This is a genomic window from Streptomyces diastatochromogenes (assembly GCF_002242805.1).
In the GTDB taxonomy this organism is placed as follows: Bacteria; Actinomycetota; Actinomycetes; order Streptomycetales; family Streptomycetaceae; genus Streptomyces; species Streptomyces diastatochromogenes.
In genome coordinates, this window is sequence record NZ_MCGQ01000034.1 from 75,596 (window position 1) to 101,609 (window position 26,014).

At 68.0% G+C, this 26,014-nt stretch carries 30 protein-coding genes and 2 pseudogenes; 13 read left to right on the plus strand and 19 right to left on the minus strand.

Going from position 1 to position 26,014, the window contains the following annotated elements; translation table 11 throughout:
- The first annotated feature begins 64 nt into the window (after positions 1-64).
- Both BEK98_RS33385 and BEK98_RS33390 read left to right on the plus strand, forming a co-directional pair.
- Positions 65-394 (plus strand): deoxyxylulose-5-phosphate synthase, encoded by a 330-nt coding sequence (locus BEK98_RS33385; RefSeq protein ID WP_094220483.1) that lies wholly within the window; start codon positions 65-67, stop codon positions 392-394.
- Complete coding sequence (locus tag BEK98_RS33390) at positions 391-1,203, plus strand: SMI1/KNR4 family protein (protein WP_094220484.1); 813 nt, start codon at positions 391-393, stop codon at positions 1,201-1,203. The genes BEK98_RS33385 and BEK98_RS33390 overlap by 4 nt, the downstream gene beginning before the upstream one ends.
- An 86-nt stretch (positions 1,204-1,289) precedes the next feature.
- Here BEK98_RS33390 and BEK98_RS33395 read toward each other — a convergent pair whose 3' ends face one another.
- The 5 genes from BEK98_RS33395 to rpsB form a co-directional block, all read right to left on the minus strand.
- Positions 1,290-2,483 (minus strand): phosphatidate cytidylyltransferase, encoded by a 1,194-nt coding sequence (locus BEK98_RS33395; protein WP_094220485.1) that lies wholly within the window; start codon positions 2,481-2,483, stop codon positions 1,290-1,292.
- Positions 2,483-3,040, minus strand: a complete 558-nt coding sequence (gene frr / locus BEK98_RS33400) for a ribosome recycling factor (protein WP_094220486.1) — start codon at positions 3,038-3,040, stop codon at positions 2,483-2,485. Before frr ends, BEK98_RS33395 begins: the two co-directional genes overlap by 1 nt.
- Before the next feature lie 182 nt (positions 3,041-3,222).
- Positions 3,223-3,981 carry a UMP kinase gene (gene pyrH, locus BEK98_RS33405; RefSeq protein ID WP_094220487.1) on the minus strand — a complete coding sequence of 253 codons (759 nt, stop codon included), beginning with the start codon at positions 3,979-3,981 and terminating at the stop codon, positions 3,223-3,225.
- 203 nt (positions 3,982-4,184) lie between these two features.
- Entirely contained in the window at positions 4,185-5,021 is an 837-nt protein-coding gene (tsf, locus tag BEK98_RS33410; RefSeq protein WP_094220488.1) for a translation elongation factor Ts, read from the minus strand.
- 151 nt (positions 5,022-5,172) lie between these two features.
- Positions 5,173-6,093 (minus strand): 30S ribosomal protein S2, encoded by a 921-nt coding sequence (rpsB, locus tag BEK98_RS33415; RefSeq protein ID WP_094220489.1) that lies wholly within the window; start codon positions 6,091-6,093, stop codon positions 5,173-5,175.
- 270 nt (positions 6,094-6,363) lie between these two features.
- Here rpsB and BEK98_RS33420 point away from each other — a divergent pair, with 270 nt between their 5' ends.
- Complete coding sequence (locus BEK98_RS33420) at positions 6,364-6,918, plus strand: murein hydrolase activator EnvC family protein (RefSeq protein ID WP_094220490.1); 555 nt, start codon at positions 6,364-6,366, stop codon at positions 6,916-6,918.
- Positions 6,919-7,069: 151 nt separating this feature from the next.
- Here BEK98_RS33420 and BEK98_RS33425 read toward each other — a convergent pair whose 3' ends face one another.
- The 4 genes and pseudogenes from BEK98_RS33425 to BEK98_RS33440 form a co-directional block, all read right to left on the minus strand.
- Positions 7,070-7,627: a TetR/AcrR family transcriptional regulator gene (locus BEK98_RS33425; RefSeq protein ID WP_094220491.1), complete on the minus strand. Its 558-nt coding sequence runs from the start codon at positions 7,625-7,627 to the stop codon at positions 7,070-7,072.
- Positions 7,628-7,691: 64 nt separating this feature from the next.
- A complete protein-coding gene (gene whiG, locus BEK98_RS33430) occupies positions 7,692-8,534 on the minus strand; it encodes an RNA polymerase sigma factor WhiG (protein WP_094220492.1) in 843 nt (280 codons plus the stop codon).
- Positions 8,535-8,797: 263 nt separating this feature from the next.
- Positions 8,798-9,946 (minus strand): DNA-processing protein DprA, encoded by a 1,149-nt coding sequence (dprA, locus tag BEK98_RS33435; protein ID WP_094220493.1) that lies wholly within the window; start codon positions 9,944-9,946, stop codon positions 8,798-8,800.
- Positions 9,943-10,839: pseudogene (locus BEK98_RS33440) on the minus strand (YifB family Mg chelatase-like AAA ATPase); the annotation flags it as partial. The pseudogene BEK98_RS33440 and the gene dprA, both read right to left, overlap by 4 nt.
- A gap of 32 nt (positions 10,840-10,871) precedes the next feature.
- On the opposite strand from BEK98_RS33440, the gene BEK98_RS33445 reads away from it, so the two are divergent.
- The 9 genes from BEK98_RS33445 to BEK98_RS48125 all read left to right on the plus strand — a co-directional run bounded on the left by BEK98_RS33445 (position 10,872) and on the right by BEK98_RS48125 (position 19,101).
- A complete protein-coding gene (locus BEK98_RS33445; RefSeq protein WP_167444315.1) occupies positions 10,872-12,422 on the plus strand; it encodes a recombinase family protein in 1,551 nt (516 codons plus the stop codon).
- Between the two features lie 905 nt (positions 12,423-13,327).
- Positions 13,328-13,765: a hypothetical protein gene (locus tag BEK98_RS33455; protein WP_094220496.1), complete on the plus strand. Its 438-nt coding sequence runs from the start codon at positions 13,328-13,330 to the stop codon at positions 13,763-13,765.
- Entirely contained in the window at positions 13,765-15,198 is a 1,434-nt protein-coding gene (locus BEK98_RS33460; RefSeq protein WP_094220497.1) for a DNA primase family protein, read from the plus strand. Before BEK98_RS33455 ends, BEK98_RS33460 begins: the two co-directional genes overlap by 1 nt.
- A 267-nt stretch (positions 15,199-15,465) precedes the next feature.
- Positions 15,466-15,621, plus strand: coding sequence for a hypothetical protein (locus BEK98_RS49180; protein ID WP_167444316.1), 156 nt, complete (start codon positions 15,466-15,468; stop codon positions 15,619-15,621).
- Between the two features lie 16 nt (positions 15,622-15,637).
- Complete coding sequence (locus BEK98_RS48695) at positions 15,638-15,862, plus strand: hypothetical protein (RefSeq protein WP_143684194.1); 225 nt, start codon at positions 15,638-15,640, stop codon at positions 15,860-15,862.
- Between the two features lie 280 nt (positions 15,863-16,142).
- Positions 16,143-16,838, plus strand: a complete 696-nt coding sequence (locus tag BEK98_RS33465; RefSeq protein WP_094220498.1) for a hypothetical protein — start codon at positions 16,143-16,145, stop codon at positions 16,836-16,838.
- A 595-nt stretch (positions 16,839-17,433) separates the two neighbouring features.
- Positions 17,434-17,676, plus strand: a complete 243-nt coding sequence (locus tag BEK98_RS50275) for an HNH endonuclease signature motif containing protein (RefSeq protein WP_244202098.1) — start codon at positions 17,434-17,436, stop codon at positions 17,674-17,676.
- A 688-nt stretch (positions 17,677-18,364) separates the two neighbouring features.
- On the plus strand, positions 18,365-18,940 hold the full coding sequence (locus BEK98_RS48700) for a hypothetical protein (RefSeq protein ID WP_143684195.1): 576 nt from the start codon (positions 18,365-18,367) through the stop codon (positions 18,938-18,940).
- A 14-nt stretch (positions 18,941-18,954) separates the two neighbouring features.
- Complete coding sequence (locus BEK98_RS48125) at positions 18,955-19,101, plus strand: ribbon-helix-helix protein, CopG family (protein WP_107428308.1); 147 nt, start codon at positions 18,955-18,957, stop codon at positions 19,099-19,101.
- A 140-nt stretch (positions 19,102-19,241) separates the two neighbouring features.
- On the opposite strand, the gene BEK98_RS33475 is transcribed toward BEK98_RS48125, so the two are convergent.
- Positions 19,242-19,544 (minus strand): hypothetical protein, encoded by a 303-nt coding sequence (locus tag BEK98_RS33475; RefSeq protein WP_094220499.1) that lies wholly within the window; start codon positions 19,542-19,544, stop codon positions 19,242-19,244.
- Positions 19,545-19,686: 142 nt separating this feature from the next.
- Here BEK98_RS33475 and BEK98_RS33480 point away from each other — a divergent pair, with 142 nt between their 5' ends.
- Positions 19,687-19,914: a winged helix-turn-helix domain-containing protein gene (locus BEK98_RS33480; RefSeq protein WP_094220500.1), complete on the plus strand. Its 228-nt coding sequence runs from the start codon at positions 19,687-19,689 to the stop codon at positions 19,912-19,914.
- Between the two features lie 55 nt (positions 19,915-19,969).
- Here the strand turns inward: BEK98_RS33480 and BEK98_RS33485 are convergent.
- From BEK98_RS33485 to rplS, 9 genes and pseudogenes are all read right to left on the minus strand, one after another.
- Positions 19,970-20,713 (minus strand): annotated as a pseudogene (locus BEK98_RS33485) (magnesium chelatase domain-containing protein); the annotation flags it as partial.
- A 1-nt stretch (position 20,714) separates the two neighbouring features.
- On the minus strand, positions 20,715-21,077 hold the full coding sequence (locus BEK98_RS33490) for a YraN family protein (protein WP_167444317.1): 363 nt from the start codon (positions 21,075-21,077) through the stop codon (positions 20,715-20,717).
- 88 nt (positions 21,078-21,165) lie between these two features.
- Positions 21,166-21,474 carry a DUF2469 domain-containing protein gene (locus BEK98_RS33495; RefSeq protein ID WP_003965949.1) on the minus strand — a complete coding sequence of 103 codons (309 nt, stop codon included), beginning with the start codon at positions 21,472-21,474 and terminating at the stop codon, positions 21,166-21,168.
- A 56-nt stretch (positions 21,475-21,530) separates the two neighbouring features.
- Positions 21,531-22,055 (minus strand): NUDIX hydrolase, encoded by a 525-nt coding sequence (locus BEK98_RS33500; protein WP_094220502.1) that lies wholly within the window; start codon positions 22,053-22,055, stop codon positions 21,531-21,533.
- The gene (gene lepB / locus BEK98_RS33505; RefSeq protein ID WP_094220503.1) at positions 22,045-22,827 is read right to left on the minus strand and encodes a signal peptidase I; all 783 of its coding nucleotides are present in this window, start codon (positions 22,825-22,827) and stop codon (positions 22,045-22,047) included. Before lepB (BEK98_RS33505) ends, BEK98_RS33500 begins: the two co-directional genes overlap by 11 nt.
- 65 nt (positions 22,828-22,892) lie before the next feature.
- A complete protein-coding gene (gene lepB / locus BEK98_RS33510; RefSeq protein WP_143684196.1) occupies positions 22,893-23,771 on the minus strand; it encodes a signal peptidase I in 879 nt (292 codons plus the stop codon).
- Complete coding sequence (gene lepB / locus BEK98_RS33515; RefSeq protein WP_143684197.1) at positions 23,707-24,846, minus strand: signal peptidase I; 1,140 nt, start codon at positions 24,844-24,846, stop codon at positions 23,707-23,709. The genes lepB (BEK98_RS33510) and lepB (BEK98_RS33515) overlap by 65 nt, the downstream gene beginning before the upstream one ends.
- Positions 24,839-25,540 carry a signal peptidase I gene (gene lepB, locus BEK98_RS33520; protein WP_094220505.1) on the minus strand — a complete coding sequence of 234 codons (702 nt, stop codon included), beginning with the start codon at positions 25,538-25,540 and terminating at the stop codon, positions 24,839-24,841. Before lepB (BEK98_RS33520) ends, lepB (BEK98_RS33515) begins: the two co-directional genes overlap by 8 nt.
- A 45-nt stretch (positions 25,541-25,585) precedes the next feature.
- Positions 25,586-25,936 (minus strand): 50S ribosomal protein L19, encoded by a 351-nt coding sequence (gene rplS / locus BEK98_RS33525; protein WP_094220506.1) that lies wholly within the window; start codon positions 25,934-25,936, stop codon positions 25,586-25,588.
- Between the last annotated feature and the right edge of the window lie 78 nt (positions 25,937-26,014).

The following is a 26,014-nucleotide window of genomic DNA, read 5'->3' on the forward strand; positions in this document are numbered from 1 at the left end:
ATTCTCGGGGCCGGGTGCCGGAAACCGGCTTGGCCGGGCTCCCGGGCCTCCCTAGTCTGGCCGCATGCCTGCCGCCAAGACGTCGTACGTCTGTCTGTCCTGCCGGGTCTCGTACAAGCAGTGCTACGACCCCTGGCGGGAGCGGACCTGCCCGCGCTGCACGGGTGCGCTGACGTACGCGGGCTCGGCCTTCGCGGCGCCCCCGAAGCGGGACAGAGCCGCCTGGCGGACGCTCACCGTCCTGCTGAACGCGGGCGTCGGTTTCCACAAGAGCTGCTGCGGCGGCCCGGGCTACCGGCCGCGCACGCTGCGCGAGGTGCGCGAGCGGATGGCGTACGCCCGCCGTACCGGTGAGCCGGCCGCGACGGCGCTGCGCCGGGTCGATCTGCCGTGACGGGCCTGAACGCCCTGGTCCGGGCCGTGCCACCGCCGGCCGACCCGGTCGACGCCCGCGGGGACTGGTCCGAGGTGGAGGCGCGGCTCGGGGTACGGCTGCCCGGTGACTACAAGCTGCTGGTGGAGACGTACGGGTGGGGTGAGTTCTGCGACTACCTGTACCTGCGCACACCCTTCGGCACGAGCCCCCACAACGGCCCGGAGTGGCACGACGGCCTGCTGGTCTGGGGCACCACGATGGACGCCGACCGGCTGTGCTGGCGTACCGAGGGGGACCCCGAGGAGTGGCCGGTGGTCATCCGGGGCCGGGGCGTCCGGCAGCGGGAGGAGTTCGGACCGGGTGCGGCCGGGTTCGTCGAGGGCTGGGTGACGCGACAGGTACGCTCCGCGGTCCTGGCCGACATGGAGCCGGACCTGGCGCCCTGGTTCAACGCCTTCCGGCCCCGGCTGCACCGGTGCCTGCGCCTGTCCGAGGGCCCCCGGCCGTACACCGAACGGCTGCGCATACTCCGGGACGTGCTGGCGCCGACCGAGGACCGGGGATCGTGGCAGGACGAGGACGGTGTCCACGGCCAGGACCACTTCGCGACCGTCGACACCGACTGGCACCTCACCTACGACCGCTCCCACCCCCACCAGATCCGCGTCTCCTTCCCGCCCGAAGCTCGCACGCAGGCCCGCGACCGCCTCTTCGCCGCCGTACGCCTCATGGGCTGCACGGTCCTGGAGATCACCTCGACCACGGGCCGGCCATTGCCGGACTGGGACGCCGACGACTCCGACGACTCCGAGGATTCGGACGGCTAGGCGGCCGAGACCGAACGGGCCCCCGTCGGGTACGACAACGGGCCCCGCCCTGTGTTCAGGACGAGGCCCGGAAGTCATAGCGCGGGTCAGCCGCTCCCCACGAAAATCACCAGGAGGAGCCACACCACCGGAGCCGTAGGCAGCAGCGAGTCCAGCCGGTCCATGATGCCGCCGTGCCCGGGAAGCAAGGTGCCCATGTCCTTGATCCCCAGGTCGCGCTTGATCATGGACTCGCCGAGGTCGCCCAGGGTGGCGCTGGCCGCGACCGCGAGGCCCAGCAGCAGGCCCTGCCACCAGCTGCCGTCGTCGATCAGGAACTGCATGCACAGCGCACCCGCGACCATCGCGAACAGCACCGCGCCGAGCAGGCCCTCGCGGGTCTTGCCGGGGCTGATGCGCGGGGCGAGCTTGTGCTTGCCGAAGCGCCAGCCGACCGCGTACGCACCGGTGTCGCTGACGACCGTCAGGAGCAGGAAGGTGAGGACGCGCCAGGGGCCGTCGGCGGCGGTGAGCATCATGGCGACGAACGTCGCCAGGAACGGCACGTAGAACGCCGCGAAGACGCCGGCCGTGACGTCCTTGAGATAGCCCTCCGGCGGTTCGGTCATGCGCCAGACCAGGACAGCCAGCGCCGTCAGGGCCATGGCGACCCAGGCGCCCTCGGCACCCCGCACGTACCCGGCGACCACCATCGCCGCACCGCCGACCGCGAGCGGCACGAGCGGCGCCTTGATGGCCTTGCGCTCCTGCAGCCTGCTGGTCAGCTCCCACAGGCCCACGACCACGGCGACCGCGACCACACCGACGAACACGGCCTTGTAGATGAACAAGGACGCGATGATCAGCACACCGAGCCCGACACCGACCCCTATGGCCGCGCTCAGGTCACGGCCCGCGCTCTTCTTCTGCGGCGCTGGCGCCGGCTGCGGGGCGTCGGGCATGGGCTCCGGATTCTGCGTGTCGGCTCGGAACGTGTCGTCGGGGAACGCGTCGCTGCGGAAGGAGTCGTTGCGGAACGCGCCGTTGTGGAACGTGTCGCCTTGGAACGTCTCGTCTCGGAACAAGGGACCGCCCAGCCGAGCGGCCCCCCGGTCGTTGTCCTGGTCTCCGCCATACGCGGGTACGTCGGGCACGATGGGCATGGGGCGAGTGTGCTGCGCCTCAGGCGCATCGTACGCGGGACCCGCCGGGGCAGCCCCCTGGACAGGCCCACCCTCGGTGGGCCCCCAGTACCCGGCCTGCCCCGCCGACGGCGGTGCCCCCCAGGAAGAGTCGTTCATCAGACTTCGAGCAGCTCCGCTTCCTTGTGCTTCAGGAGCTCGTCCACCTGCGCCACGTACTTGTGGGTGGTGTCGTCCAGCTCCTTCTCCGCACGGCGGCCCTCGTCCTCGCCGATGTCGCCGTCCTTGACCGCCTTGTCGAGGGCGTCCTTGGCCTTGCGGCGCACGGAGCGGATGGAGACCCGGGAGTCCTCGGCCTTGGCCTTGGCGACCTTGATGTAGTCGCGACGACGCTCCTCGGTGAGCTCCGGGAACACCACACGGATGATGTTGCCGTCGTTGCTCGGGTTGACGCCCAGGTCGGAGTCGCGGATCGCCTGCTCGATGTTGCGCAGGGCGGTCTTGTCGAACGGGGTCACGACCGCCATGCGCGGCTCCGGCACGGAGAACGAGGCCAGCTGGTTGATCGGCGTCAGCGCACCGTAGTAGTCGGCCACGATCTTGTTGAACATCGCCGGGTGCGCACGGCCGGTGCGGATCGCGGCGAAGTCCTCCTTGGCGACCACGACGGCCTTCTCCATCTTCTCCTCGGCCTCGAGGAGGGTCTCTTCGATCACCACTTGCTCCTGCGTGTCTTGAGTAAGGCCCGGCTGCGGTTCCTCGTCGGAGCGGCGGCCGGCTGCGTCGCGTCTTCTTCCTGCACGGTTCCCGACCGGCAGGACATTGTCCATCCCCCGGCCAGGGTGCTTCCCGTCCGTCCCCCGGACAGGTGGCCTACCCCGGGTGACGGGGGTGCCGGTCAGGCCCGGCTGTCCTGGTCACCCACCAGCGTGCCGATCTTCTCACCCTTGACGGCCCGCGCGATATTGCCCTCCGCCAGCAGCTCGAACACGAGAATCGGCAGCTTGTTGTCGCGGCACAGCGTGATCGCGGTGGCGTCGGCGACCTTGAGGTCGCGGGTGATGACCTCGCCGTAGCCGAGGGCGTCGAACTTGACGGCGTCGGGGTTGGTCTTGGGGTCGGAGTCGTAGACCCCGTCCACGCCGTTCTTCCCCATGAGCAGTGCCTCGGCGTCGATCTCCAGGGCACGCTGGGCGGCGGTGGTGTCGGTGGAGAAGTACGGCATGCCCATACCGGCGCCGAAGATGACCACGCGGCCCTTCTCCAGGTGGCGCACGGCGCGCAGCGGGATGTACGGCTCGGCGACCTGCCCCATGGTGATGGCGGTCTGCACCCGGCTGTCGATGCCCTCCTTCTCCAGGAAGTCCTGGAGGGCGAGGCAGTTCATCACGGTGCCGAGCATGCCCATGTAGTCGGAGCGGGCGCGGTCCATGCCGCGCTGCTGGAGTTCGGCGCCCCGGAAGAAGTTGCCGCCGCCGATGACGACCGCGATCTCGGCGCCGTCCCGGACGACAGCCGCGATCTCGCGGGCGATCTTGTGCACCACGTCCGGGTCCACGCCCAGGCCCCCGCCACCGGAGAAGGCCTCTCCGGACAGCTTCAGCAGAAACCGGCCGCGTACTTTGCCGTCGTCGCTCTTCTGGGCCTTGGTGGTCATGGAGATCCCGCCTCTTTCACGTGTTGCACATACGAAGAAGGCCATTGCCGGTGGGGTCGCTTTTCGCTCCCATGCGCGGCAATGGCCTCCTCGTCAGATCTGCTGCCGTCCGCCACGTGCCTGGGTGTGGCGGTGTGCGCGGACGACTGCTGTCGACCCTATCGAGAATTCTCCTCGGGTCGCGCGCCGATCGTGGTACGGACTCAGATGCCGACCTTGATGCGCGTGAAGCGCTTCAGGGTGACACCGGCCTCGTCCAGCACCTTCTGGACCGACTTCTTGTTGTCCAGCGCGTAGGGCTGGCCGAGCAGCGTGGCGTCCTTGAAGAAGCCGTTGACGCGACCCTCGACGATCTTGGCGATCGCGGCCTCGGGCTTGCCCTCGGCGCGGGTGGTCTCCTCGGCGACGCGGCGCTCGGTCTCGACGACCTCGGCCGGCACGTCCTCCTTGGAGAGGTACTTCGGCGCGAAGGCGGCGATGTGCTGGGCGATGCCCTTGGCGACCTCGGCGTTCGGCTTGTCCAGCTCGACGAGGACACCGATCTGCGGGGGCAGGTCGGGCATCGTGCGGTGCATGTAGGCCAGCACGAAGCCGTCGGCGAACTGCGCGAAGCGGTCCAGGACGATCTTCTCGCCGAGGTTGGCGTTGGCCTCGTCCACGAACGCCTGGACGGTCTTGCCGGCCTCGATCTCGGAGGCGAGCAGGGCCTCGAGGTCGGCCGGGGAGCTCTTGGCGACGTGCTCGGCGATCGCCGTGGCGACGGCCTGGAACTTGTCGCCCTTGGCGACGAAGTCCGTCTCGCACTTCAGCTCGACCAGGACACCGGAGGAGTTGTCGTCGGCGATGATGGAGACCACGGCGCCGTTCTCGGCGGAGCGGCCCTCGCGCTTGGCGACGCCCTTCTGGCCCTTGATTCGCAGCGCCTCGACGGCCTTCTCGACGTTGCCCTCGGCCTCGTCCAGCGCCTTCTTGCAGTCCATCATGCCGGCGCCGGTCAGCTCACGGAGCTTCTTGACGTCGGCGGCGGTGTAGTTCGCCATGAGTCTGTGAGTCTTTCTCGAAGTCTTGGGAGATCGGAGATCGGTACGGTCTGCGGTCCACATGTGAACGTGGACCGCGGACGGCGTGTCGACCTACAGGTGAACAGCGGGGGCGGACTTCATGTCGCCGCCCCCGCCGTCAACACTGACGTCAGGCCTGCTCGCCCTCGGTGGCCGTCTCGGCCTCGGCCGCGGGGGCCTCGGCGGGAGCGGCCTCGGCGGCCGGAGCAGCCTCGGCCGGAGCCTCGGCAGCGGGAGCCTCGGCAGCCGGAGCCTCGGCGGCCGGAGCCTCGTCCTTCTTCTCACCCTCGAGCAGGTCGCGCTCCCACTCGGCGAGCGGCTCGCCCGCGGCCTTCTCGCCCTTGTCGCCGGTGGCGACGCCGGAACGGGCGATGAGGCCCTCGGCGACGGCGTCGGCGATCACACGGGTGAGCAGGGTGACGGAGCGGATCGCGTCGTCGTTGCCCGGGATCTTGTAGTCGACCTCGTCGGGGTCGCAGTTGGTGTCGAGGATGGCGACGACCGGGATGTTGAGCTTCCGGGCCTCACCGACCGCGATGTGCTCCTTCTTGGTGTCCACGATCCAGACGGCGCTGGGCACCTTCTGCATCTCGCGGATACCACCGAGGGTCTTCTCCAGCTTGGCCTTCTCGCGCGAGAGCACGAGAAGCTCCTTCTTGGTCAGACCGGACGCGGCGACGTCCTCGAAGTCGATCTGCTCGAGCTCCTTGAGGCGCTGCAGACGCTTGTAGACGGTCGAGAAGTTGGTGAGCATGCCGCCCAGCCAGCGCTGGTTGACGAAGGGCATGCCGACGCGGGTGGCCTGCTCGGCGATGGCCTCCTGCGCCTGCTTCTTCGTGCCGACGAACATGACCGTGCCGCCGTGGGCGACGGTCTCCTTGACGAACTCGTAGGCGCGGTCGATGTACGACAGCGACTGGAGCAGGTCGATGATGTAGATGCCGTTGCGCTCGGTGAAGATGAAGCGCTTCATCTTCGGGTTCCAGCGACGGGTCTGGTGACCGAAGTGGACGCCGCTCTCCAGCAGCTCCCGCATCGTGACGACGGCCATGGCCGTATCTCCTTGAAGTTCTCGGTTGTGCCGCGGATGCCGGACGGCTCCCGCGCCTGACGCCCACCTGCGCCGTGCCACAAGGACCGAGAGGCGCTGACACCGGCTTGTGATCACCAGATGTCGGGGCGTGCGAAGTCGACCCGGTGACCCGGATCGCCAGAAGAAGTGTACGGGACCGACGAGGCACCGGGTGACGCCGCTCTCCACAACCGGTGAGTAGTCCACAGATCCCGGCCATGATCGGCGGGGGTGCGGGAGGGTTCTCGCATGCGACGAGTGATGCGATGCGTGGGCGTGTGGGCGGTCTTGCTGCTGGTCTCGGCGGCGACGGCGCCGGCTCCCCCGGCCTGGGCCGCCCTGCCCCCACCGGCCCGTGAGGCACCGGTTCCGGCCATCGCCCGCACCTGGCCGGTGGGCGTCCGCCCACTGGTGCTAAGGGGCTGGCAGCCCCCGGCGACGGTGTACGGCCCCGGCCACCGGGGCGTCGACCTGGCCGCACCACCCGGTGCCCCGGTACGAGCGGTAGCGGCCGGCCGGGTGACCTTCGCGGGCCGCGTGGCCGGGCGTGGCGTGGTGTCGCTCCAACTGACGGGGACGAACCTGCGTACGACATACGAGCCGGTCAGCCCGTCGGTGCGAAAGGGGGACGCGGTGGGGGCGGGCGAGACGATGGGCACGGTCGAGGCAACGGGGTCACACTGCTCCGACACATGCGTGCACTGGGGCCTGCTCAGCGGCGAGACCTACCTGGACCCCTTGTCCTTGCTACCGCCGTGGCTCCTGCAGAGGGGTCCGTCGAGACTGCTGCCGGTACTTACTTAGCTGCGGGCAGTCGTGCCGCTAGGGGCGGCACGGGTGGGCGATGGGGGTCCCCCGCTCGAGCGAAGCCGAGAGTGGGGGAGGCACCCCGCAAGCGCGGGCAAGCGACCCCACCCCCGCCCAGCCGCAGCCGCAGCCGCAGCCGCAGCCGACGTCAGCCCCTCACACCCCGCAGAGCCATAGCCACCGCAGCGTCCGTCACCACAGAAGGATCCTCAGCGGCACCCAACTCGATCCGCCGCACAGCCGCATCCACAACCCCCTGCAGCAACATCGCCGCCAGCCGAGGCTGCCCGTGCCCCATGTCCCCCAACGCCTCGACGACCATCGCGACCAGCCCCCCGTGCGCGGCCCGGATCTTCTCCCGCGCCCCCGCGTCCAGCTCGCTCGCCGAGATGGCCACCACAGCCCGGTGCCGCCGGTCCCCGACCAGCGCCAGCTGCTGCCGCACATACGCCTCGACCTTGCCCTCGGCCGACGGCGCCCGCTCCATCGCCGACGCGACCTCCGCCGCCCAGACGGGGAAGTCGACCTCGCACAGCTCCTCGACCACGGCGGCCCGCGAGCGGAAGTACTCGTACACGGACGACCGCGCCAGCCCCGTCCGCTCGGCGAGGGCCGGGAAGGTCAGCGCCTCCGTCCCGCCCTCGGACAGCAGGGACCGAGCCGCGTCCAGCAGGGCGGCTCGCTGCATCGACCGGTGCTCGGCCACGGAGGCCGCTCGAATCCTTGGCACGTCAACCACTTTACGGACCACCCACCCCGGAAGGGAGGAGTCAGCGCCCGAAGCTCGCCAGCTTGGCCCGCAGCTGCAGCACCGACTTGGTGTGGATCTGGCTGACCCGGCTCTCGGTGACCCCGAGCACGTTGCCGATCTCGGCGAGGGTGAGCCCCTCGTAGTAGTAGAGCGTGACGACGGTCTTCTCCCGCTCGGGCAGCGTGTTGATCGCCCGCGCCAGGAACCGCCGCAGCTCCCGGTCCTCGGCCACCTCCACCGGATTGTCGGCGGCGGTGTCCTCCAGCGTGTCCATGAGGCTGAGCCGGTCCCCGCCCTCGCCGCCGACATGCAGCAGCTCCTCCAGGGCGACCACGTTGGCCAGCGACAACTGGCTGAACACGGCATGGAGTTCGTCGACCTCCATGCCAAGCTCGGTGGCGACCTCCCCTTCCGTCGGCGTCCGCCGCAGCCGCGCCTCCAGGGTGGCGTAGGCCCGCTCGACGTTCCGCGCCTTCTGCCGGACGGACCGGGGGATCCAGTCCAGCGCCCGCAACTCGTCGATCATCGCGCCCCGGATGCGGGTGATCGCGTACGTCTCGAACTTGATCTCCCGGTCGATGTCGAACTTCTCGATCGCGTCGATCAGCCCGAACACCCCCGAGGAGACGAAGTCGGCCTGCTCCACATTGGGCGGCAGGCCGACGCTCACCCGGCCCGCCACGTACTTGACGAGCGGCGAGTAGTGCAGGATCAGCTGCTCCCGCAGCCGGTCGTCCCCCGTCGCCTTGTACGACCGCCACAGCTCGTCGAGCGTCGAGGGAGCGGGCGGCCGCACGCTGCCACCGTCGCGGACGGCTGGGGGGATCGCCGCCCGGTCGGACCCGGAGGTGTGCTGGGGCATTCGTCGCCTTGTGCCGTTCTGCCGTACCTGAGTGAGCTGTCGGTCTGATGTCGAGTTGGCGCGGTCTGCGCCGGGGCTTTCGTGAGCGTAGCGTGACCGAGGAGTCGCGGTGTGCGAACAGTGAGGGTCCACCCCTGCGCGGGCCCCTTCCATTGCTCGCACCACCGCACTCCGCAGCTCGCTCTGCGTGACCGGGCAAAGGGGTCAACTCCGGGAAATCCCAAGGGCGTAGGGGATTCCCCCGGACGGCCGAACCCGCTCGGTCAGCACGGACCGTGACGGCTCCGGGCCGAGATCATCGCCTGGCGTGTCAACTTCCAGCCGTCGCCGTGTCGTTCGACGTAACCAAGTGCTCGGAGTTCGTACAGCCTCGCGATCGCGTCGTCGGGCGTGGTGCGCGCGCCGCACGCGATCTCCCCGACGGGGGCCGCACGGCTGCCGGGCAGGGCGGCGAGGACGGCCCGGGCGGCCGGTTCCAGCAGGTCACGCGGGAGTACGGGGCCTCGTCTGGGCGGGGCCAGCTCGCCGATGTCGCCCACGAGTTCGACGACGTCGGCGGCGTCGGTGACCAGGACGGCCTCGCCGCGCAGCAGCTCGTGCACGCCGGCGGAGAGTCCGCTGGTGACGGGCCCGGGCACGCCCATCGTGTACCTCCCGAGGCGGGCGGCGGCCCGAGCGGTGACCAGCGAGCCGCTGCGGCAGGCGGCCTCCACGACGACGGTGCCCCGGGTGAGCGCCGCGATCACTCTGTTCCGCAGGATGAACCGGCTCGGGGTCGGATGATCACCGGGCGGCAACTCCCCGACCACCAGCCCCTGTTCCGCGATCCTGTTGATCAGGGCGGTGTGGCCGCGGGGGTAGGGCCGGTCGACGCCGCAGGCCAGGACGGCGACGGTGGCTCCGCCGGCGGCGAGGGCGCCGCGGTGGGCCGCTCCGTCGATCCCATAGGCGCCGCCCGACACGACGACCCAGCCCCGCTCGGCCAGCCCGGAGGCGAGGGTGGCCGCGACGTGGGCGCCGTACTCGGTGCAGGCGCGTGCGCCCACGACGGCGACGGACCTGAGCGCCCACATCCGCAGACCGGCCGGCCCGCGCACCCAGAGCCCCGTGGGCCGGGCGTCCCCGAGATCGTCGAGCTGCCTCGGCCACTCCGCGTCCCCGGGACAGACGAACCGCACCCCGGCCGCCCGCGCCACGTCGAGATCACGCTCCGGCTCGGCCCGCCGGGCCCGCCCGACCAGCCCGCCCCACCGGGTCCCGCTCACCCCCGGCAACGGCTCCCCACCGTCCCGCAGCCGCCGCACCACCTCCCCCACCCCGTACTCCCGCAGCCACCGCCCACCGACCTCGTCCCCGGGCTCGATGACCCGGGCGAGGAAGACCCGGGCCATCAGCTCACCCTCTCCGGTCATGTCAGGGCCCCGAGGGCCATGGGCACGCCCCTCGGCACTCCGGTGCGCAGTTGCAGGGCGAGGCAGACGTCGGCGGCGTCCGGGCGGTCGTGGCCGACAAGGTCCGCGACCGTCCAGGCCACGCGCAGCACCCGGTCGATCCCGCGGGCCGTGAGCACGCCCCGCTCGAGGTTGCGTTCGGCCTCGTCCATCGCGCCGGCGGCGGCATGGAAGCGGCTGCGCAGCTCCCGTCCGGGCACCTCGCTATTGGTGCGCCAGGGGGTTCCGGCGAGCCGGACGGCCGCCCGCTCCCGGGCCGCCCCGACCCGGTCGGCGACGGTCGCGGTGGACTCGCCCCGGGCACCGGGTTCGGTGAGCTGGGCGCGGGTGACCGGGTCGACCTCGACCCGCAGGTCGACCCGGTCCAGCAGCGGGCCGGACAGCCGGGCCTGGTAGCGCCGGATCGCCGACGGCGGGCAGTCGCACAGGGAGTCCCGTTGCGAGAAGCGTCCGCAGGGGCAGGGGTTGGCCGCCAGGACCATGAGGAACCGCGCGGGGAACCGGACCACGCCCGCGCTGCGCGCGATCACCACGTGTCCGGACTCCAGCGGCTGCCGCAGGGCGTCCAGGGTCTGGCTGTGGAACTCGGGCGCCTCGTCGAGGAACAGCACGCCCCGGTGCGCGAGGGAGACCGCACCGGGCCGTGCGATGCCCGGGCCGCCGCCGACGAGTGACTGCATCGTGGCCGAGTGGTGCGGGGCGCAGTAGGGCGCGACATCGAGCAGCGGCTTGCCCGGAGGCAGCAGCCCGGCCACCGAGTGGACCGCGGTGACCTCCAGGGACGCCTCCCGGGTGAGCCGGGGAAGGACGGCGGGCAGGCGTTCGGCGAGCATGGTCTTGCCCGCGCCCGCTGGTGCACACTGTTCGAGACAGAAAGGCTCCGTCAGTGATCCCAGCTCAATCCCGCCCGCTTCGCGCCGCTATCTATTGTCGTCTGTCCCGTGACGACGATTCCTCTACCTCTATTACTACGCAGGAGTCTGACGCCCGCGCATGGTGCCAGCTTCGCGGCTATGAAGTGGTCATGGTCCGGCATGACGTCGGCGTGAGCGGCAGTGTCCGGCCGGAGGACCGTGCAGGGTTCGGGGAGATCGTTGGCGCACTCAGCGGCATTGATGTAGTCGTTGCTCGCAGCGTCGACCGCTTTTCGCGCGTTACTTCGCACTTCGCTTCTCTGGTCGAATTGCTCGACAAGCGCAGCACCACCCTGGCCGACGTTCAGGGGCAAGCAGACCTCACGTCGCCGTACGGCCGGTTCGTCGTCACGCTGATGGTTGCCTTTGCCCAGCTCGAACGGGAAACCATCCAACAGCGCATCCTGCGTAGCCGTGTGGAGCTGCGCCAGGGTGGCAAGTGGCTGGGTGGCGCTGCCCCCTACGGGTTCCGCGTGGTACCGGACGGCGAAGGAAACAAGCGGCTCGACGTAGACGAGACTGCCGCCGAAGTGCTCCGCAACGTAATCGAGCGAATCAACGAGGGACACACGCTCAGCGCCGAAGTGGACCGGCTGAATTCGTCCGGCGTGCTCTCCCCGGGCGACTACCGCAAGGTTCAGCGGGGCGAGGCTCTGCCGGAAAAGCGCGCCCAGTGGACCTATTCCGCGATCTATCAGCACCTGCGAAGTGAAGTGCTGCGCGGTTATCGGGTACAGGGCAAGCGCGATTCCCGCCGTGTCGTCCGAGACAGCGAAGGAAAGCCCGTTCGTGTCGGTCCGGCGCTGATCGATGACAAGACATGGCGCACGCTGCAAGCCACGCTGAATGCGAACGGCGTTGAAACGAAGCGCCCGCGCAAGAAAGCAACCATGCTCCTGCACGTCGCCTGGTGCACGGCATGTGACGATGTCATGCACTACAACACGCGCGTCTATAAGGACCGGCGCATGGACCAGTACGCCTGTCCGGCAGCGCGAGACAAGAGCCGTCGAGACAAGTGCGCAGGAATCAGCGTGAATGCCGAACGGGTCGAGGCCGAGGTAGAAACCTGGTTGCTCCGCAACTTCGGCCACATGCCCTACACAGAGCGCGTGCTGATCGGTGGCAACGACACGGCGTCAGTAATCGAAGAACTAGAGGGCGACATTGCCGAACTTGCGGCGAGCCTGGTTGGCCTGCGTGGCGCTGCGAAAGCTGCCGTACTCGCCCAGCTCGAATCCCGCCAGGAAGCGCTAGAAGAGGCACAGGCAGAGCCAGCCAGCGAGCCTGAATGGCGCTGGGTGCCGACCGGCGAAACGGTGGCGGAGCGCTGGCACAACGCCGACACGGCCGGTAAGCGGGTACTCCTGCTATCCATGCACATTCGGGCGGGCATTGCTCCGGCGACAAAGGGACGGCGCTGGGACCCGGAGCGCGTCAGCGTAGGCGTGCACATTGATGACCCAGCGGCTGAGGCTGCTGACGCTGTCCTGCGGGAAGAGTTCTTGTCCGACATGGTCTAGGCGCCCCCGAGCACCCGTACAGACCACTAGGGACGTCCCTATGAAAGGAAGACAATGGAAAACGACCGCGCACTTCCGTACATGCTCACCGCCGAAGGCTGGGATAGCTCGGGCGACACCCACGCTGCCTATGACCAGCGGGCCACGCTGTGCGCCCTCCCGGCGCCGAGGCTGTGGGACGGCCCGGAGCAGGGCGTGCCGACATGCCCGGAGTGCCGGAAGGTACTGGCGGCCGTAGGCAACTGAGCGCCCCTCTGAGCCCCGCTGAGCGGTCCCCTGGTGGATCTGCCCGGCGGGGCTCTTTCATGCCCGCAGACAGGCGCCCAGTAATCGACACGACCGAGGAACTGCGAGCGGGCCGCTAGTCCCTGCTCAGCGCTACGGCCCGCCACTGGGTCAGCAAGTGACCTGGCTCACAAAGTTACCTGGCTGTTATGTGCGGCGAGCCGCTGACCAGGCAAAACAGCAGCCGCGACGATCACCGGTAATCGACTCGACAGTAGAACTATGTGAGGGCAGCGCACGGCGCTAATCGACTCGACAGATAACTAGTGAGGGCAGCGCACGCCCCTCCCACAGATTTCCCCCTGAGCAGGGACACAGAGCAAGGCACTCCGCCTAAACGGCTGGGGTGCCTTTGCTTTGCCCTGCTCACTGCAACACGCATTGCACGAAAGGAGGTAACCACATGGATGACGTCGTACAGCGCATGCGATCAATCGGCGCGCGTCGAAAGAGGCTGCGAGACGAACTCCAGGCCGCTGAATCCGAACTACTCGCGCTCGTGCCTGCCGCTCGTCTGCGCTGCACAGCGGAAGAGATTCGGGGATTCACCGGGCTCAGCCTGCCGACAATCCGCCGGTACACCACTGGCAACTAATCATCTCTGCTCAGGAGGAAACGACGTGCATGACCTAGACACCTACCAGCCGCGCGTAGCTGCAACGCTGGTCCAGGACTACTTCCCCAACGGCAAGTTGGCCGGTGAATCCCGCGTAATCACGTGCCCCTACTGCCGGTTGCAGCACAGCCATGGCGCCGTTCTCGGTCATCGTGCTCCCCATTGCCTTGACGTAGTCGCCAAGCGCAATCAGGTGGTGGACCCGCGCGATACGCGGAGCACCCCGGGATACGTCCTGTGCGAGCCAGACGAGCCGGTGAACTGGCAACTCGAATACGTCTACGGACAGATGGTCGTCCTACGCAACAAGTACCGGCGCCTAAGTGCCGAGCACGAGCGCATGGACCCCTGGACAGCGCGAGAGAAGCGCGTCAAGCAGAACCTACGAGCGGAAATCGACGGCATCGCCACGGTGCTACGAAAGGCCGGAGTGAGCCTCTAATGGACCTGAACAACATTGACCTACAGGCAGTGCTCGGCGCGCTGCTACAGGCGCAGGGAGAGTCCAGCGCGAGCGACGTCGGCACCATGGCGGACGACGACCTAGCCATACACGCGCTCAACAATCGCTTCGGCGGAAACCTGACGTTCGGCAAGCAGCGAGGATGGGCCCACTTTCCGAGCGACGGACACCGCTGGACGGTCGACCTGGACGGGTTCGGCATTACCGCTGAGGTGCAAAGCATGCTCCGTGAGTTGCGGCGCAGCGAGAAAGACCAGCGACGCAGCCAGTACCTGGGCAGCAAGACTCGCCGTGACGCCGTGGTGGACATGCTGAAGGGTCTGCCTGAGACGCGATTCAGCGGGGAATGGGACGCGAACCCGGATCTACTCGCCGTGCCCAATGGCGTGGTGAATCTCCGTACGGGTGCCCTGGACGATGGCCAGCCGGACCAGCGGATTACGCGCGCTGCAACGGTGCCGTACGACCCGGACGCCGAGTGCCCGCGCTGGCTTCGCTTTCTCGAAGAGATCTTCCCCGATGACCCGGACATGCCCGCGTACATTCAGCGACTACTCGGGTACGGAATCACCGGCCGGACGAGTGAGCAGTGTTTCGCTGTGTTCTACGGCGCCGGGTCCAACGGCAAGTCCGTTCTACTGACCGTGCTGCGCAAGATTCTCGGCGAGCACGCTGCCACCGTGCCATTCGACATGTTCACCACTACCGGCGCCAAGCGTGGCGGTCCGGACGCTGAGCTATTGGTAGGCGCACGGCTCGCGCTCGCCAGCGAAACCAACCGATCTGCCGTCCTGGATTCCGCAGCGATCAAGAATGCGACCGGCGGCGAAGAGATGAACGTGAACCCCAAGTACCGGGATCCGTATTCGTTCAACCCACAGGCGCTCATTCTGCTCGCCACGAACTACAAACCCAGCGTGCGCGAGCAGGACACCGGCACCTGGCGCCGTATCAAGTTGATTCCGTTCAGCCGGTACTTTGCGCCGGACGAGCGTGACAACAACCTTCACGAGACGCTTGAGGCCGAATACCCCGGAATTCTCGCGTGGCTCGTACGCGGCGCAATGGACTGGTACCGCGAGGGACTCGCCGACCCTGACAGCGTGCGAAAGGCCGTGAGCGCCTACAAGGACGAGTCAGACACGCTCGCTGGGTTCTTCCCTGGGGCGTTCGTCCTGGATCCCGGTAAGCGGGTGTTCCTCAGTGAGGTATGGACCGAATACCAGGCATGGGCGGACGCTGAAGGGGTCGACCCGTACCGGCAGAGTTCCACGCTGAGTAAGGCCATTCAGGAACGCTCGGGCGGAGAGGTGACCAGCCAGCGCGGAGCGAAGGGTAAGGCCGTCCTGGTGGGCATCCGAAAGGCCAGCGAGCAGGAGCGGAACGGGCCGGGCATCTTCGCTGCCGACTGAGTGCCTCACCCCCTCACCCGAGTTACAGCGCGGTAGGGGGTTCAGAGGCCAGTAATCCCAAGGGTGGGTTACGAGGTGAGGTGAGGTGAGCCTGTTTTCAAAGACCTACAGAAACACAGACATGGCTAAGAGAGTTCCGATAAACAGGCTCGCTCACCCTCACCCCCTCACCCGCTGCTCACGCAAATTCCCACCATTCGCCGGCTCCGGCATCCTGCCTGGTCGGCGTGCTGTAGCGCGTTCCCGCGTCCGTTCACGAAGGTACACATGAGCACCAAATCCGAACCCACCCCGCGTGACATCTATGACGAACTGGTCCTGCTGCGCGAGGCAATCGCAGACCTGATAGGCGCCAATCGCGCTGTCCTTGATTCGCAGACAACCATCATCAAAGCGCTGCCCGTTCGCCGGGTGCGCCGATAGCCCCGAAGGGCACACAATGACGATTCCCACACCAGCTGATCTGAATTCGCCGACTACCAACCGCCCACAGCGCGAACGTCAGATCATCAGCGACCTGATCGAAAAGGTCGGTAACGAGCTGCTCGACCAGGACAATCCCAGCACCGAAGCACTCGGCGTATTCGCTGATCTGGTGCAGGCTCACGCTGACCTACTCGCTGCCCGTACCGGCGCCCAGTCCGCCTATTTCGCCAGCCGGTGACTGCCCATGCTGTACGCCCTATCCGTACCTCTCATGGCAATACACAGCGCTGAGGACGCACCGGCCAATGGGGCGCCATTCATGTGCCCTCGCTGCCATTCCCGCGTAATCCTGCGCCCTGCGTCAGCAACTCAGCGCCCCCACTGGTCGCACGGAAACACCCACACAGTCCCCTGCGCACTGCGCCGTGACGCTGTATCCGGCCCCGGCCACGCCAAGCGAACTGCCGCTGAAATCAACACCTATGCGCCTACCGGCGCCCCCTGATCGGAGATCAACAATGGATATCAACCACCTACCCGCTGGCATCACCATTCCGGCGGCTGTTACCAAGGCTCAGGCCGCCCTGGACAAGCTCTGGGACGCCTACGGAGACGCCCAGATCGAATATGCCGATGCGCTCGGCGAAGGCTGGCAGGAGCGGGCTCAGGCCCGTGACGCTGCTGCCGCCAAGGCTGCCGTCCTGGCTGGCAAGCCTGCCCCCAAGTCCACGGAGATTGCCCGCGTAACTGCCATGCGCGGTACGGCACTTGGCGTCATTGAGGCGTATGAGCAGCAGATCCGGGCCGCTGGTGCTGTCGTGCATCGAGCCTGGGCGGCGAGCATGCCCGAGGTGCGCGAGCAGGTTGTGTCGGCGCTCAAGGCTGCCGAGAGTGACTACGACGAGGCGGTGAACCGCTTTTACGCGGCCCGTGGCGCTGTCCGCCGTGCCGTCTCTGCGCTGGCTGCTGTCGACCACATGGAGCGCGGGCGACCCGGTAATGCGCCTGCATTCACCGAGCGGCACACCGACGACTTCACGCTTGTTCAGTTCGGCCGTGCCTGGCTCGCTGACCATCGCGTGAGCGTCGACCCCGGGGACATCGTCAAGGTGCGCGTTCACGCCGACGAGTGGGGCACGTCGAAGGTCGTCAAGGAATTCCCAGCGGAGGACGCTGAGAGGTTCATCGCTGCCGGTATCGCCGAGCGGGTCTGATCGCATGCCCGATAACCCAACTGAATTCCCGCCGCCCGGCATCACGCAGAGCGAGTGGTACGAGCTGACGCCATCCGAGCGCGCTGCTCTGGTCAATCAGCCTGAGCCACACGACGACGTGCAGCACTGACGCTTGCCTGTTGGGGCCGGTCACCTACCAAAACCGGTAAGTGATTGGCCCCGTGGCGCTGAGAATCGAGGGAATCCCATGGTGCGACTACGCGTTGCCACCTTTTATCAACTGTTCTTCAACGGCGCGCAGTACAACGCTGGCGACGAATTCGAGGTGCCGGACGAGAGCGCCCCCCAGTGGCTGTCCACGGGCCGAGTCATTCCCGCTGACGGCGATTGGCGGGGCGTTGTGCCCGGCCAGCCTGAGCCTGCCCTCAGCGCGCCAGCAAAGCGTCAGCGCAAGCCCAAGGGACGCCGACCAGCGCCCGAATGCCCCTGCCCTGCGCCTGCTCGTCGCAATGGCCGTGCGCTCGCTGTGTGCGCTGTTCCTGGGTGTGGCTGTCAGGTGGTCAGCGGGAAGTGCCGTGCTCACGCTCGAACGTCTACGACCACGGGCCAGGAATACGGCACCGGTCACAGGAATGTGTCGGCCGACCTGCGCCGGAAGTGGGAGCGCGTACGCACTGAATACCTGCGCACCAATCCGTATTGCGAGTGCAGCGAGTGTCTCGCCATCGCTGAACCTTTGCGCCCTGCTGCTGCCGAGGTGGACCACATAGACGGACTCGGCCTGCTCGGGCCTAAGGCATTCGACTGGTCCAACCTGCAAGCACTCACCAAAGGTCATCACTCACGCAAGACAGCGCGCGAATCTTTCGGCTTTTGATTCACGCTGAGTGACATAGGGGGAGGGGAGTAACCCCTAATGATCTTGGGGACCCGAGACGCGGGGGAGGTCTCTGCCTGGTGCGCTCGGGGAAAAATACGCTCCGTGTTCAAAAACTCGTGTCCGCAATCAACCCGTAACCAACTGGAGGTAACTCACCGTGGCCAATTCTGAAAACCTGCGTCGTGGCCGTTCTGCCCCTGGCCAGCGACGCACGACCCTACCCGCTGAATGCACCCTGCCCGTTCCACTACCACCCGCCCGCGCAGAGTCCTGGACCGATGACCAGATATCCCGCTGGGCCGAATTGTGGCGTGGCCCGTCCGCTGTTCTCTGGGACGACTCCTGCCGGGGAATGGTCGCGCTACTGGTCGAGCTAGAGGCACTCGGCACCAACGTGAATGCAGCGCAGCTAACCGAGGTACGCCGCATTTCCGAGACTCTGCTACTGACTCCCGGCTCGCTGGCTGCTGCCGGTTATGCGCTGGAGGGGTGGCCGGTATGAGCCAGGCTCGACGTCGAGCAGCAGCGCAGCAGGATGCGCCGCAATCCGCTGTCCGGCGCCCTCGATTCGGCCCCTGGAACGAGCGCGATAGCTCCGGCTGGACCATCTGCCAGCGCCACAATTACGGCGTGATGCCGGGCGGAACCTGCCTGCGCTGCCGGATGCTAGCTGACGGATTGTCAGATGGCCTTGAAGAATAGAGACCTACTCGGCGCACTCGCCCTGCTCGCTGCCCTGATTGCAACGGCTTCCGCCGAGTACGAGCTAGCCCGTGCTGCCGGATACGGCCAATGGGTCGCCGGATGCATCCCGGGTGCACTCGACATCTATGCCCTGCGTGCATTCAGCGTGAAGCGCGACGTATCCGCTGTGGTGGTTGCGCTGATCGCTACGAATGCACTTGCGCACCTGGTGAGTTCGGGCCTGATTCCCGTATCCGTTCCGCTGGTCGTTGCAGTCAGCGCGATAGCGCCCCTGGTGCTCTGGCGCGTAAAGGCGCTGAGTGCCCCTGTGGGCGCCCCTGAGCCTGCGCCGGTCCCCGAGCCTGCCCCGACCCCTGAGCGCCCCGCACAGCGCCGTACAGCCATTCCCGCCCCTGCACCTGTGGCGAAGCCTGCGCACTCCCCTGACCCGCTGCTTCCCCAGGTGCGCCAATACATCGCCGAGTGCGACAAGGCGCCGAGCCTGCGCGAACTGCAATCGCACTTCCGCATTGGTCAGGCACGCGCCCAGCGCATCCGAATGCAACTAGCTGCGTAAAGGAGCAACACCAAATGCCTATCCGACGTATCCGAGTCCGACTACATGACGACGAGTTCAACGCGCTGGCCCGCATCGCTGAGGCGTCTGGGCGCAGCTTCAACAAGGTCATGCGCGAGGCACTGCGCAGGCTGGCCGACCTGGACGACAGCGAGGAGTGACCACCATGGGAAAGCGACCGGCGCCCCTGGCCGACAAGCGCACCAGGCTGGCCCGCTGAGAGCCTCTGAGAACGACTAAGCCCCGTAGAGACCTGGGAGATATCCCGGAGCCTCTACGGGGCTTCAGTGCGTTCCGGCGCCTACTCGCTGTCGAGCCGTTCCCCGCGCATGCGCGCAACGTCGATGACAGCCGCCAGGGACTCAGCGGTACGGCGCAGCATGAACACGGCTTCCGCTGCTGTCAGTCGAGCTTCCGGCCCGTACATCGGCTCGACCAGACCCAGGATCGTGGAAGCGTTCGTCAGGTGCTGCTCTTCGATCTGATCGGCCATCAGAGACAGCATGCTGTTCGGGTCGTCGGTCGCGAGGAACGCAGGCTTCCCGCTGTCGGTCTTCCAGGGCAACCGGCGGAGCCCGGAAACAGCTTCGGTAGTCTCGCCCATAGGACACGCTCCGTTCGTGTCTCAGCCCCTGAACTGTCCCAGCCCGGATGGTTCAGGGGCGTTTCTGTTTGGCCCTCTCAGACTACCTAGGTACCTGACTACCTCGATAGCCGAATAGCCGATTACGTCGCAGGCTGACTAGGTGGAGATCAACAGGGCGGAACCGCACTGGCCCCAGGTAGCGGCGGAAATCCGGCGACGCATCGAGAACGGCACCTATCGCGCTGGCGAGCGGCTACCGGGCAGCGTCGCTATTGCTGCCGAGTTCGACGTGCCCCAGTCGACAGCATCCCGCGCGCTGGCCAGCCTCCGCCCTGATGGCCTGGTGTACGTGGTCAGCGGACGAGGCTACTTCGTTTCGGGTACATAAGCCCAGGTCAGATGGGGTGCAGCCGTCCCCTGATAGTCTGTCTCCTTCACTGTGTACCGGCGCCCGGCGGGCCTTCGAGGAACAGATGGTGCCCGCCGGCGGCGGCCACCTCCACGGCCGTACGCGCCGAGGTCTGGCCCACGACATCGGCCAGGTCGTGATCCTGTTCGTGCTGTGCGGCACCGACGCTGTGCATACCGGTGGCGGCGCCCGTGCCGGGCATCCGCAGGCCGGCCAGCAGGGGGTCCGGGCGTCCCAGGTCGTCCGGCTCTTCCTCGGGCACGGGCCCGTCGGTCAGCACGGCGATCAGCTGGCGGAGGCTGCGGATGCCGAGCACCGACACGCCGGGAACGAGCGAGGCCTCGGCGGCGGCACACTCCGGTACGACCACCTGTTCGTAGCCCGCGTCGGCGGCCGCGAGGACCGCGGGCAGGATGCCCCGCACCGGCCGCACCCGGCCGTCCAGTCCGAGTTCCCCGATCATGACGATGTCGGCGAGAACCCGCGGGTCGATGCGCTCGGCGGCGCCGAGCACCGCGCAGGCGACAGCCAGGTCGAATCCGGAGCCGGCCTTGGGCACGGACGCCGGGCTGAGTCCGACGGTGAGCTTCTTCTGCGGCCACTCGCCGCCCGAGTTCACCACCGCCGCCCGGACCCGGTCCCTGCTCTCCGTCAGGCTCTTGTCCGGGAGGCCCACCAGGGTGAAGGCGGCCACTCCGGGTTCCAGGTCGGCCTGGACCTCGACGACCACGCCCTCGACGCCGACCAGGGCCACGGAGCACGTACGGGCGAATCCCATCTCAGGCCACCCCCCGCGCGTGCTCGACCACGGGGGCGCCGCGGTCGGGGAGGACGACACCGATCAGGTCGATGCGGACGCCGCCGGGAGGGGCTCCTCCGTGGGTCTGGATCCAGCGTTCGGCGAGGCCGCGCAGCCGCTCCGCCTTGTCCGGCGTCACCGCGGCCATGGGGTGTTCGAAGCACCCGCCCCTGCGGGTCTTCACCTCGCAGACCACCAGGACGTCGCCGTCCTGCGCGACGATGTCGATCTCGCCCGTCCTGCCGCAGCGCCAGTTGCGCTCCAGGACGGTCATTCCGGCCTCGGTCAGCCGCCGCGCGGCCAGTTCCTCGCCGTACTTGCCGAGTGCACCTCGTGCGTTCATGTCGGCACCACCTCCGGCGCCAACCGTCACGCATCCCACCCGGAGAAGTGGATCTTGGTGGATTACTCAGCGGTTGTGGATAACTCCGTCACCCGCCCGGAAGCTCCAGGTCGCTCTTGTTCAGCTCCTCGATGTTCACGTCCTTGAATGTGAGGACACGGACCTGCTTCACGAAACGGGCCGGCCGGTACATGTCCCAGACCCAGGCGTCCGCCATCGACACCTCGAAGAACACCTCGCCCTGGACCGAGTGCACCTGCATCTCGTAGTCGTTGGTGAGGTAGAAGCGCCGCTCGGTCTCGATCACGTATTTGAACAGACCGACGACGTCTCGGTACTCCCGGTAGAGCTTCAGCTCCATCTCGGTCTCGTACTTCTCGAGGTCCTCGGCGCTCATGGCATGTTCCCCTTCAGCCGTGCGATCCCACCATTGTGCGCCAGTCCGACGAGCCCTCAGACGATTTCCGTGTCAAGGGTCACGGGCCTGGCCGGGGGACCTTCGTCGAGCAGCGTACGCAGCAGCTCGGCGAGTCTGGTCGGATACACCGTCTCATGTGCCCGGGTCAGTTCCCGACACGTCCACCAGCGCGCTCCGGCGACGCTGCGCCGCTCCAGCTCCGTGAGCCCCACGGCTTCGGTGGCCGTCTGGGTCGTACGGGCCAGGTAGTACCACTCGTCCTGGTCCCAGCGGCGGCCCGCGAACGGGAAGGAGCACCGCCGGCGCCACAGCACGGGACCGAGTTCGACGTCGGTGATGCCGGTCTCCTCGGCGAGTTCCCTGAGCGCCGCCTCTTCGCGTGTCTCGGTGCCCTCCAGGCCGCCACCGGGGGTGAACCACCAGTCGTCGGCCGGGTCCTCCGGCTCGTGGCCGTGCAGCAGCAGGATGCGGTCCTGGGGGTCGAGCAGGACCACCCGGGCGACCTTGCGCAGACCGCCCTCGTAGGTGTCCTCGCCGGTCCGCGTGGTCTCAGCGGACACCGGCGGGCTCCGTGCTGGTACGGCTGCGGGAGCGCCCCAGCAGCTTGGCGATCGGACCGTAGGCGCCGCCGCCGAGGACCAGGACGGCGCCGGCGACGATCATGAGTTCGATGATCTGGAGCGGGCCCGGCTGGGAGAGGGCACCCAGGGTCTCGAAGCCGGTGGGCCGCTTGAGCATGCCCTTCATGGGCCAGACGACGGAGTCGACGCGGGCGGAGACGGCGTCCCGGGACACGGTGCCCTTGGCGGCGTCGGTGAGGTGGGCGGTGGAGTCCAGGGAGCCCTGGCGTTCGTCGCCGAGGAGGAAGAGCCGGCCCTCGGGGACGGTCACGGTCGGGAAGTTCTGGTTCTCGGCCAGGCTGCCCGCGGGCAGGTACGGCTCGTCGATCTGCTTGCCGTTGACGGTGAGCTTGCCGTTCGTGCAGCAGGAGACGGTGTCGCCGCCGACCGCGACGACCCGCTTGACCACGTTGGCGTCGGTGACCCAGCTCTTGTCCCGGAAGACGACGACGTCACCGCGCCGGACGTCGGTGCCGTCGACGCGCTGGGCCAGCACCCGGTCGCCGATGGCGATCGTGGGGCTCATCGAGCTGGTGGGCACGGTGTACGGCCGGTAGACCAGCGCTGCCCAGCCGAAGCCCGCCAGGAACAGCACCAGGCCCAGCGCCATGGCCACCCCGGACAGCCGGTGCCCGATCCGGCTGCCGCCGGCCTGTGCCGTGCCTGTGCCCGCGCTGCGCGGGGCCGTACGCGTCGTGCTCTCGCCACCCATGGACCCGCACCCTACCCGGCGGTACCGAGCAGGGGCAGCCCCTCTTTCGCGGCCTGGGCCACTGCTTACCGCTTCTTGGACTCCGGGCGGTCCGCCCGCCTGCGCCGCCACACCGCCACCGGCAGGACCGCCGCCACCGCGACACCCTCCGGCGCGACCGACAGGGACGCCGCAGCCGAGGACTTCTGGTCCAGGCCCTGGTCGAAGGTGTCCGGGACGGGCAGGGTGCCCCAGCGGTTGATCGGCCAGGCCTTGACGATGGCGCGGCCGACGACCTTGTCGACGGGGACCATGCCGTGGTGCTTGTCGGACTGGTTGTAGCGCGAGTCGCGGGAGTTCTGGCGGTGGTCGCCCATCACCCAGATGTAGCCCTTGGGGACCTTCACCTTGAACTGGCCGCCCTGGTCGTCCTGGCTGCACGGCGTGTTGCCGGGGTACACGTACGGCTCGTTCAGCGCCTTGCCGTTGACCGTCAGCGGGCCGGTGCCCTTGCACTGGATCGTGTCGCCGCCGACCCCGATCACCCGCTTGATCAGGTCCTTCTCCTCCGCTGACGGCATCAGGCCGATCCAGCTGAGCACCTTCTGCACCGGGTTCGGGTTGGGCGCCGGCTCGCCCGCCAGCCAGTTGTCCGGGTCGTGGAAGACGACGACCTCACCGCGCTCGGGCTCGGAGCCGAACCACGGGGTGAGCTTGTCCACCAGGACGCGGTCACCCTGCTGGAGGGTGTTCTGCATCGAGTCGGACGGAATCGAGAACGCCTGCACCAGGAACGTCTTGATCAGCAGCGCCAGGACCAGCGCGATGACGACCAGGATCGGCAGCTCTTTCCAGAAGGAGCGCGGCTTCTTCGGCGGGGGTGCGGCCTCGTCCGCGCCCTCACTCTCCGTCTGCGCCTGCTCCCCGGGAGCGCCGTCGTCGGCCGCCGAGAAGTCCGAGGTCACGGCTCCGTCCGGAGCCGGAACGTTCCCGTCCCCGGGGTGCCCGCGGTGCTCCTCGCCGTCGTGTCCCGACCGTGCGCCAACCGCCACATCCCCCACGCCAACTCCTTACTCTGTGCCGCCGCCTGCCCCAAGCACGGTGCAGGCCCACCACTCCCATAACGAGCGGGAGTTCCGCAGGGGTCGGGAGTTGGGTCATTGCGTTCGGATCGTCGGAGGCAACCCTATGCGACAGCGGAGGAGCCGCGGACGACCCCGACACGGAGTTGGCAACGCTTGCGAAGGTTTTAGGTTCGTCGAGGCTGGTCCAGTGGCCGACGGGCCAGCCGATGACCATGGCACGGCCGACCACGGAGTCCTCGGAGACCGTGCCGCCGTACGGGGTGTTCTGGTGGGCGCGGGAGTCCGCGGAGTTGTCGCGGTGGTCGCCCATGACCCACAGCCGCCCCTTGGGCACGGTGATGTCGAACGGGGTGGAGGAGGGGTTGTTGCCCGGGTACAGGTAGTCCGCTTCGGTCAGCGGCACGCCGTTGACGGTGACCCGGCCCTGCGCGTCACAGCACTTGACGTGGTCGCCACCGACCCCGATGACCCGTTTGATCAGGTCCTTCTCGTTGTCAGAAGGCAGCAGACCGATGAAGGTCAGGCCCTCCTTGACCTGCTTGACGACGACGGGGTCGTGCTTCTTGGCGGTCTGCTCGTCGGCCAGCCAGCCGCCCGGGTCGTGGAAGACGACGACGTCCCCGCGCTGCGGCTTGGAGCCGAACCACGGGGTGAACTTGTCGACCAGGACCCGGTCGCCGATCCGGATCGTCTGCTCCATGGAGCCCGACGGGATCACGAACGCCTGGACGAGGAAGGTCTTCAGGACCAGCGCTATGAGGACGGCGACACCGACCAGAAGGGGAATCTCCCGAACAGCGGACCGCCTGCGCTTGCGCTTCACCTTTTGCTGGAGCTTGCGCCGCTCCGCGCGCGTGCGGCCACCACCGGGCGTGGAGGTACGGCGCGAGCCGGTGGGCAGCAGGTTGTCGGCGGGCGTGCTGGGCACCCCGCGCGGTTTGCCGCGGTTACCCATGCGCGCCCTCCGCGGAGGCCGCGGGCACGCGCGCGTAGGCGGACGGCCGCGTCAGGTGCGTCCAGTGGTCGTACGGCCAGGCGATCCAGTCGGCCCGGCCGATGACCTCGCCGACGGGGATCATGCCGCCGCCGGGCGAGCCGAGGTGGTCGCGGGAGTCGCTGGAGTCGCTGCGGTGGTCCCCGAGGACGAACAGGCGGCCCGCGGGCACGACGACGTCGAAGGGGACGGAGGACGGGGTGTCCCCGGGATAGAGGAACGCCGTCTCGTCGACCGGCCGGCCGTTCACCTGGAGCCTCCCCTCCTTGTCGCAGCAGACCACATGGTCTCCGCCCACCCCTACAACGCGCTTGATGTAGTCGGCGTCCCCGAAATACCCGGTGCCGTCGAAGACAACCACGTCACCGCGGCGCGGCTCGGCACCGAAACGGTACGCCAACTTATTTACGAGAACGCGGTCGCCGATCCTCAATCCCTGTTCCATGGATCCGCTCGGAATCTGGAACGGTTGCACCACGAAAGTGTTGAGGAGCAGCAAAAACGCCAGGCAGGCGAGGAGGGTGAGGGTGATCCTGCCGCCCGGCAGCCACTCGGCGAGCCGCGACACCAACGCGAAACGCGACCGGCCCTCCGTCCCCGGAGTACCGGGGTGGGAGGAGCGGTCGCGTTCCGTCGGCTGTGCTTCGGTGTCCATCGGGGCCAGATGTTATCCGGCCCCGCTGTGACTCCGGGAAAGCGCTCAGCTCTCGCGCTTCTCCTTGATCTTCGCGGCCTTGCCGCGCAGGTCGCGGAGGTAGTACAGCTTGGCGCGGCGCACGTCACCCTTGGTGACCAGCTCGATCTTCTCGACGATCGGGGTGTGCACCGGGAAGGTGCGCTCGACGCCGACGGAGAACGAGACCTTGCGGACCGTGAAGGTCTCGCGGACACCGGAGCCCTGGCGGCGGATCACAACGCCCTTGAACTGCTGCACACGGGAGCGGTTGCCCTCGATGACGCGGACGTGGACGTTGACAGTGTCACCCGGGCGGAAGGCCGGGATGTCGCTGCGCAGCGACGCGGCGTCGACGGTGTCGAGCAGGTGAGACATTTCGTCTGCTTTCTTCGCTGATGCCACAGGTCATCAACGGGAACTAGGTGTACAAGAGGTCTGCCGTGCGGGTCGGGG

Bases quoted from the DNA above. Each gene is read 5' to 3' on its own strand.
- BEK98_RS33385 (WP_094220483.1), top strand. From the start codon at position 65: ATGCCTGCCGCCAAGACGTCGTACGTCTGTCTGTCCTGCCGGGTCTCG.
- BEK98_RS33395 (WP_094220485.1), bottom strand. From the start codon at position 2,483: ATGAACGACTCTTCCTGGGGGGCACCGCCGTCGGCGGGGCAGGCCGGG.
- pyrH (WP_094220487.1), bottom strand. From the start codon at position 3,981: ATGACCACCAAGGCCCAGAAGAGCGACGACGGCAAAGTACGCGGCCGG.
- tsf (WP_094220488.1), bottom strand. From the start codon at position 5,021: ATGGCGAACTACACCGCCGCCGACGTCAAGAAGCTCCGTGAGCTGACC.
- rpsB (WP_094220489.1), bottom strand. From the start codon at position 6,093: ATGGCCGTCGTCACGATGCGGGAGCTGCTGGAGAGCGGCGTCCACTTC.
- BEK98_RS33420 (WP_094220490.1), top strand. From the start codon at position 6,364: ATGCGACGAGTGATGCGATGCGTGGGCGTGTGGGCGGTCTTGCTGCTG.
- whiG (WP_094220492.1), bottom strand. From the start codon at position 8,534: ATGCCCCAGCACACCTCCGGGTCCGACCGGGCGGCGATCCCCCCAGCC.
- dprA (WP_094220493.1), bottom strand. From the start codon at position 9,946: ATGACCGGAGAGGGTGAGCTGATGGCCCGGGTCTTCCTCGCCCGGGTC.
- BEK98_RS33460 (WP_094220497.1), top strand. From the start codon at position 13,765: ATGGACCTGAACAACATTGACCTACAGGCAGTGCTCGGCGCGCTGCTA.
- BEK98_RS49180 (WP_167444316.1), top strand. From the start codon at position 15,466: ATGAGCACCAAATCCGAACCCACCCCGCGTGACATCTATGACGAACTG.
- BEK98_RS48695 (WP_143684194.1), top strand. From the start codon at position 15,638: ATGACGATTCCCACACCAGCTGATCTGAATTCGCCGACTACCAACCGC.
- BEK98_RS33465 (WP_094220498.1), top strand. From the start codon at position 16,143: ATGGATATCAACCACCTACCCGCTGGCATCACCATTCCGGCGGCTGTT.
- BEK98_RS48700 (WP_143684195.1), top strand. From the start codon at position 18,365: ATGGCCTTGAAGAATAGAGACCTACTCGGCGCACTCGCCCTGCTCGCT.
- BEK98_RS48125 (WP_107428308.1), top strand. From the start codon at position 18,955: ATGCCTATCCGACGTATCCGAGTCCGACTACATGACGACGAGTTCAAC.
- BEK98_RS33475 (WP_094220499.1), bottom strand. From the start codon at position 19,544: ATGGGCGAGACTACCGAAGCTGTTTCCGGGCTCCGCCGGTTGCCCTGG.
- BEK98_RS33490 (WP_167444317.1), bottom strand. From the start codon at position 21,077: ATGAACGCACGAGGTGCACTCGGCAAGTACGGCGAGGAACTGGCCGCG.
- BEK98_RS33495 (WP_003965949.1), bottom strand. From the start codon at position 21,474: ATGAGCGCCGAGGACCTCGAGAAGTACGAGACCGAGATGGAGCTGAAG.
- lepB (WP_094220503.1), bottom strand. From the start codon at position 22,827: ATGGGTGGCGAGAGCACGACGCGTACGGCCCCGCGCAGCGCGGGCACA.
- lepB (WP_143684197.1), bottom strand. From the start codon at position 24,846: ATGGGTAACCGCGGCAAACCGCGCGGGGTGCCCAGCACGCCCGCCGAC.
- lepB (WP_094220505.1), bottom strand. From the start codon at position 25,540: ATGGACACCGAAGCACAGCCGACGGAACGCGACCGCTCCTCCCACCCC.
- rplS (WP_094220506.1), bottom strand. From the start codon at position 25,936: ATGTCTCACCTGCTCGACACCGTCGACGCCGCGTCGCTGCGCAGCGAC.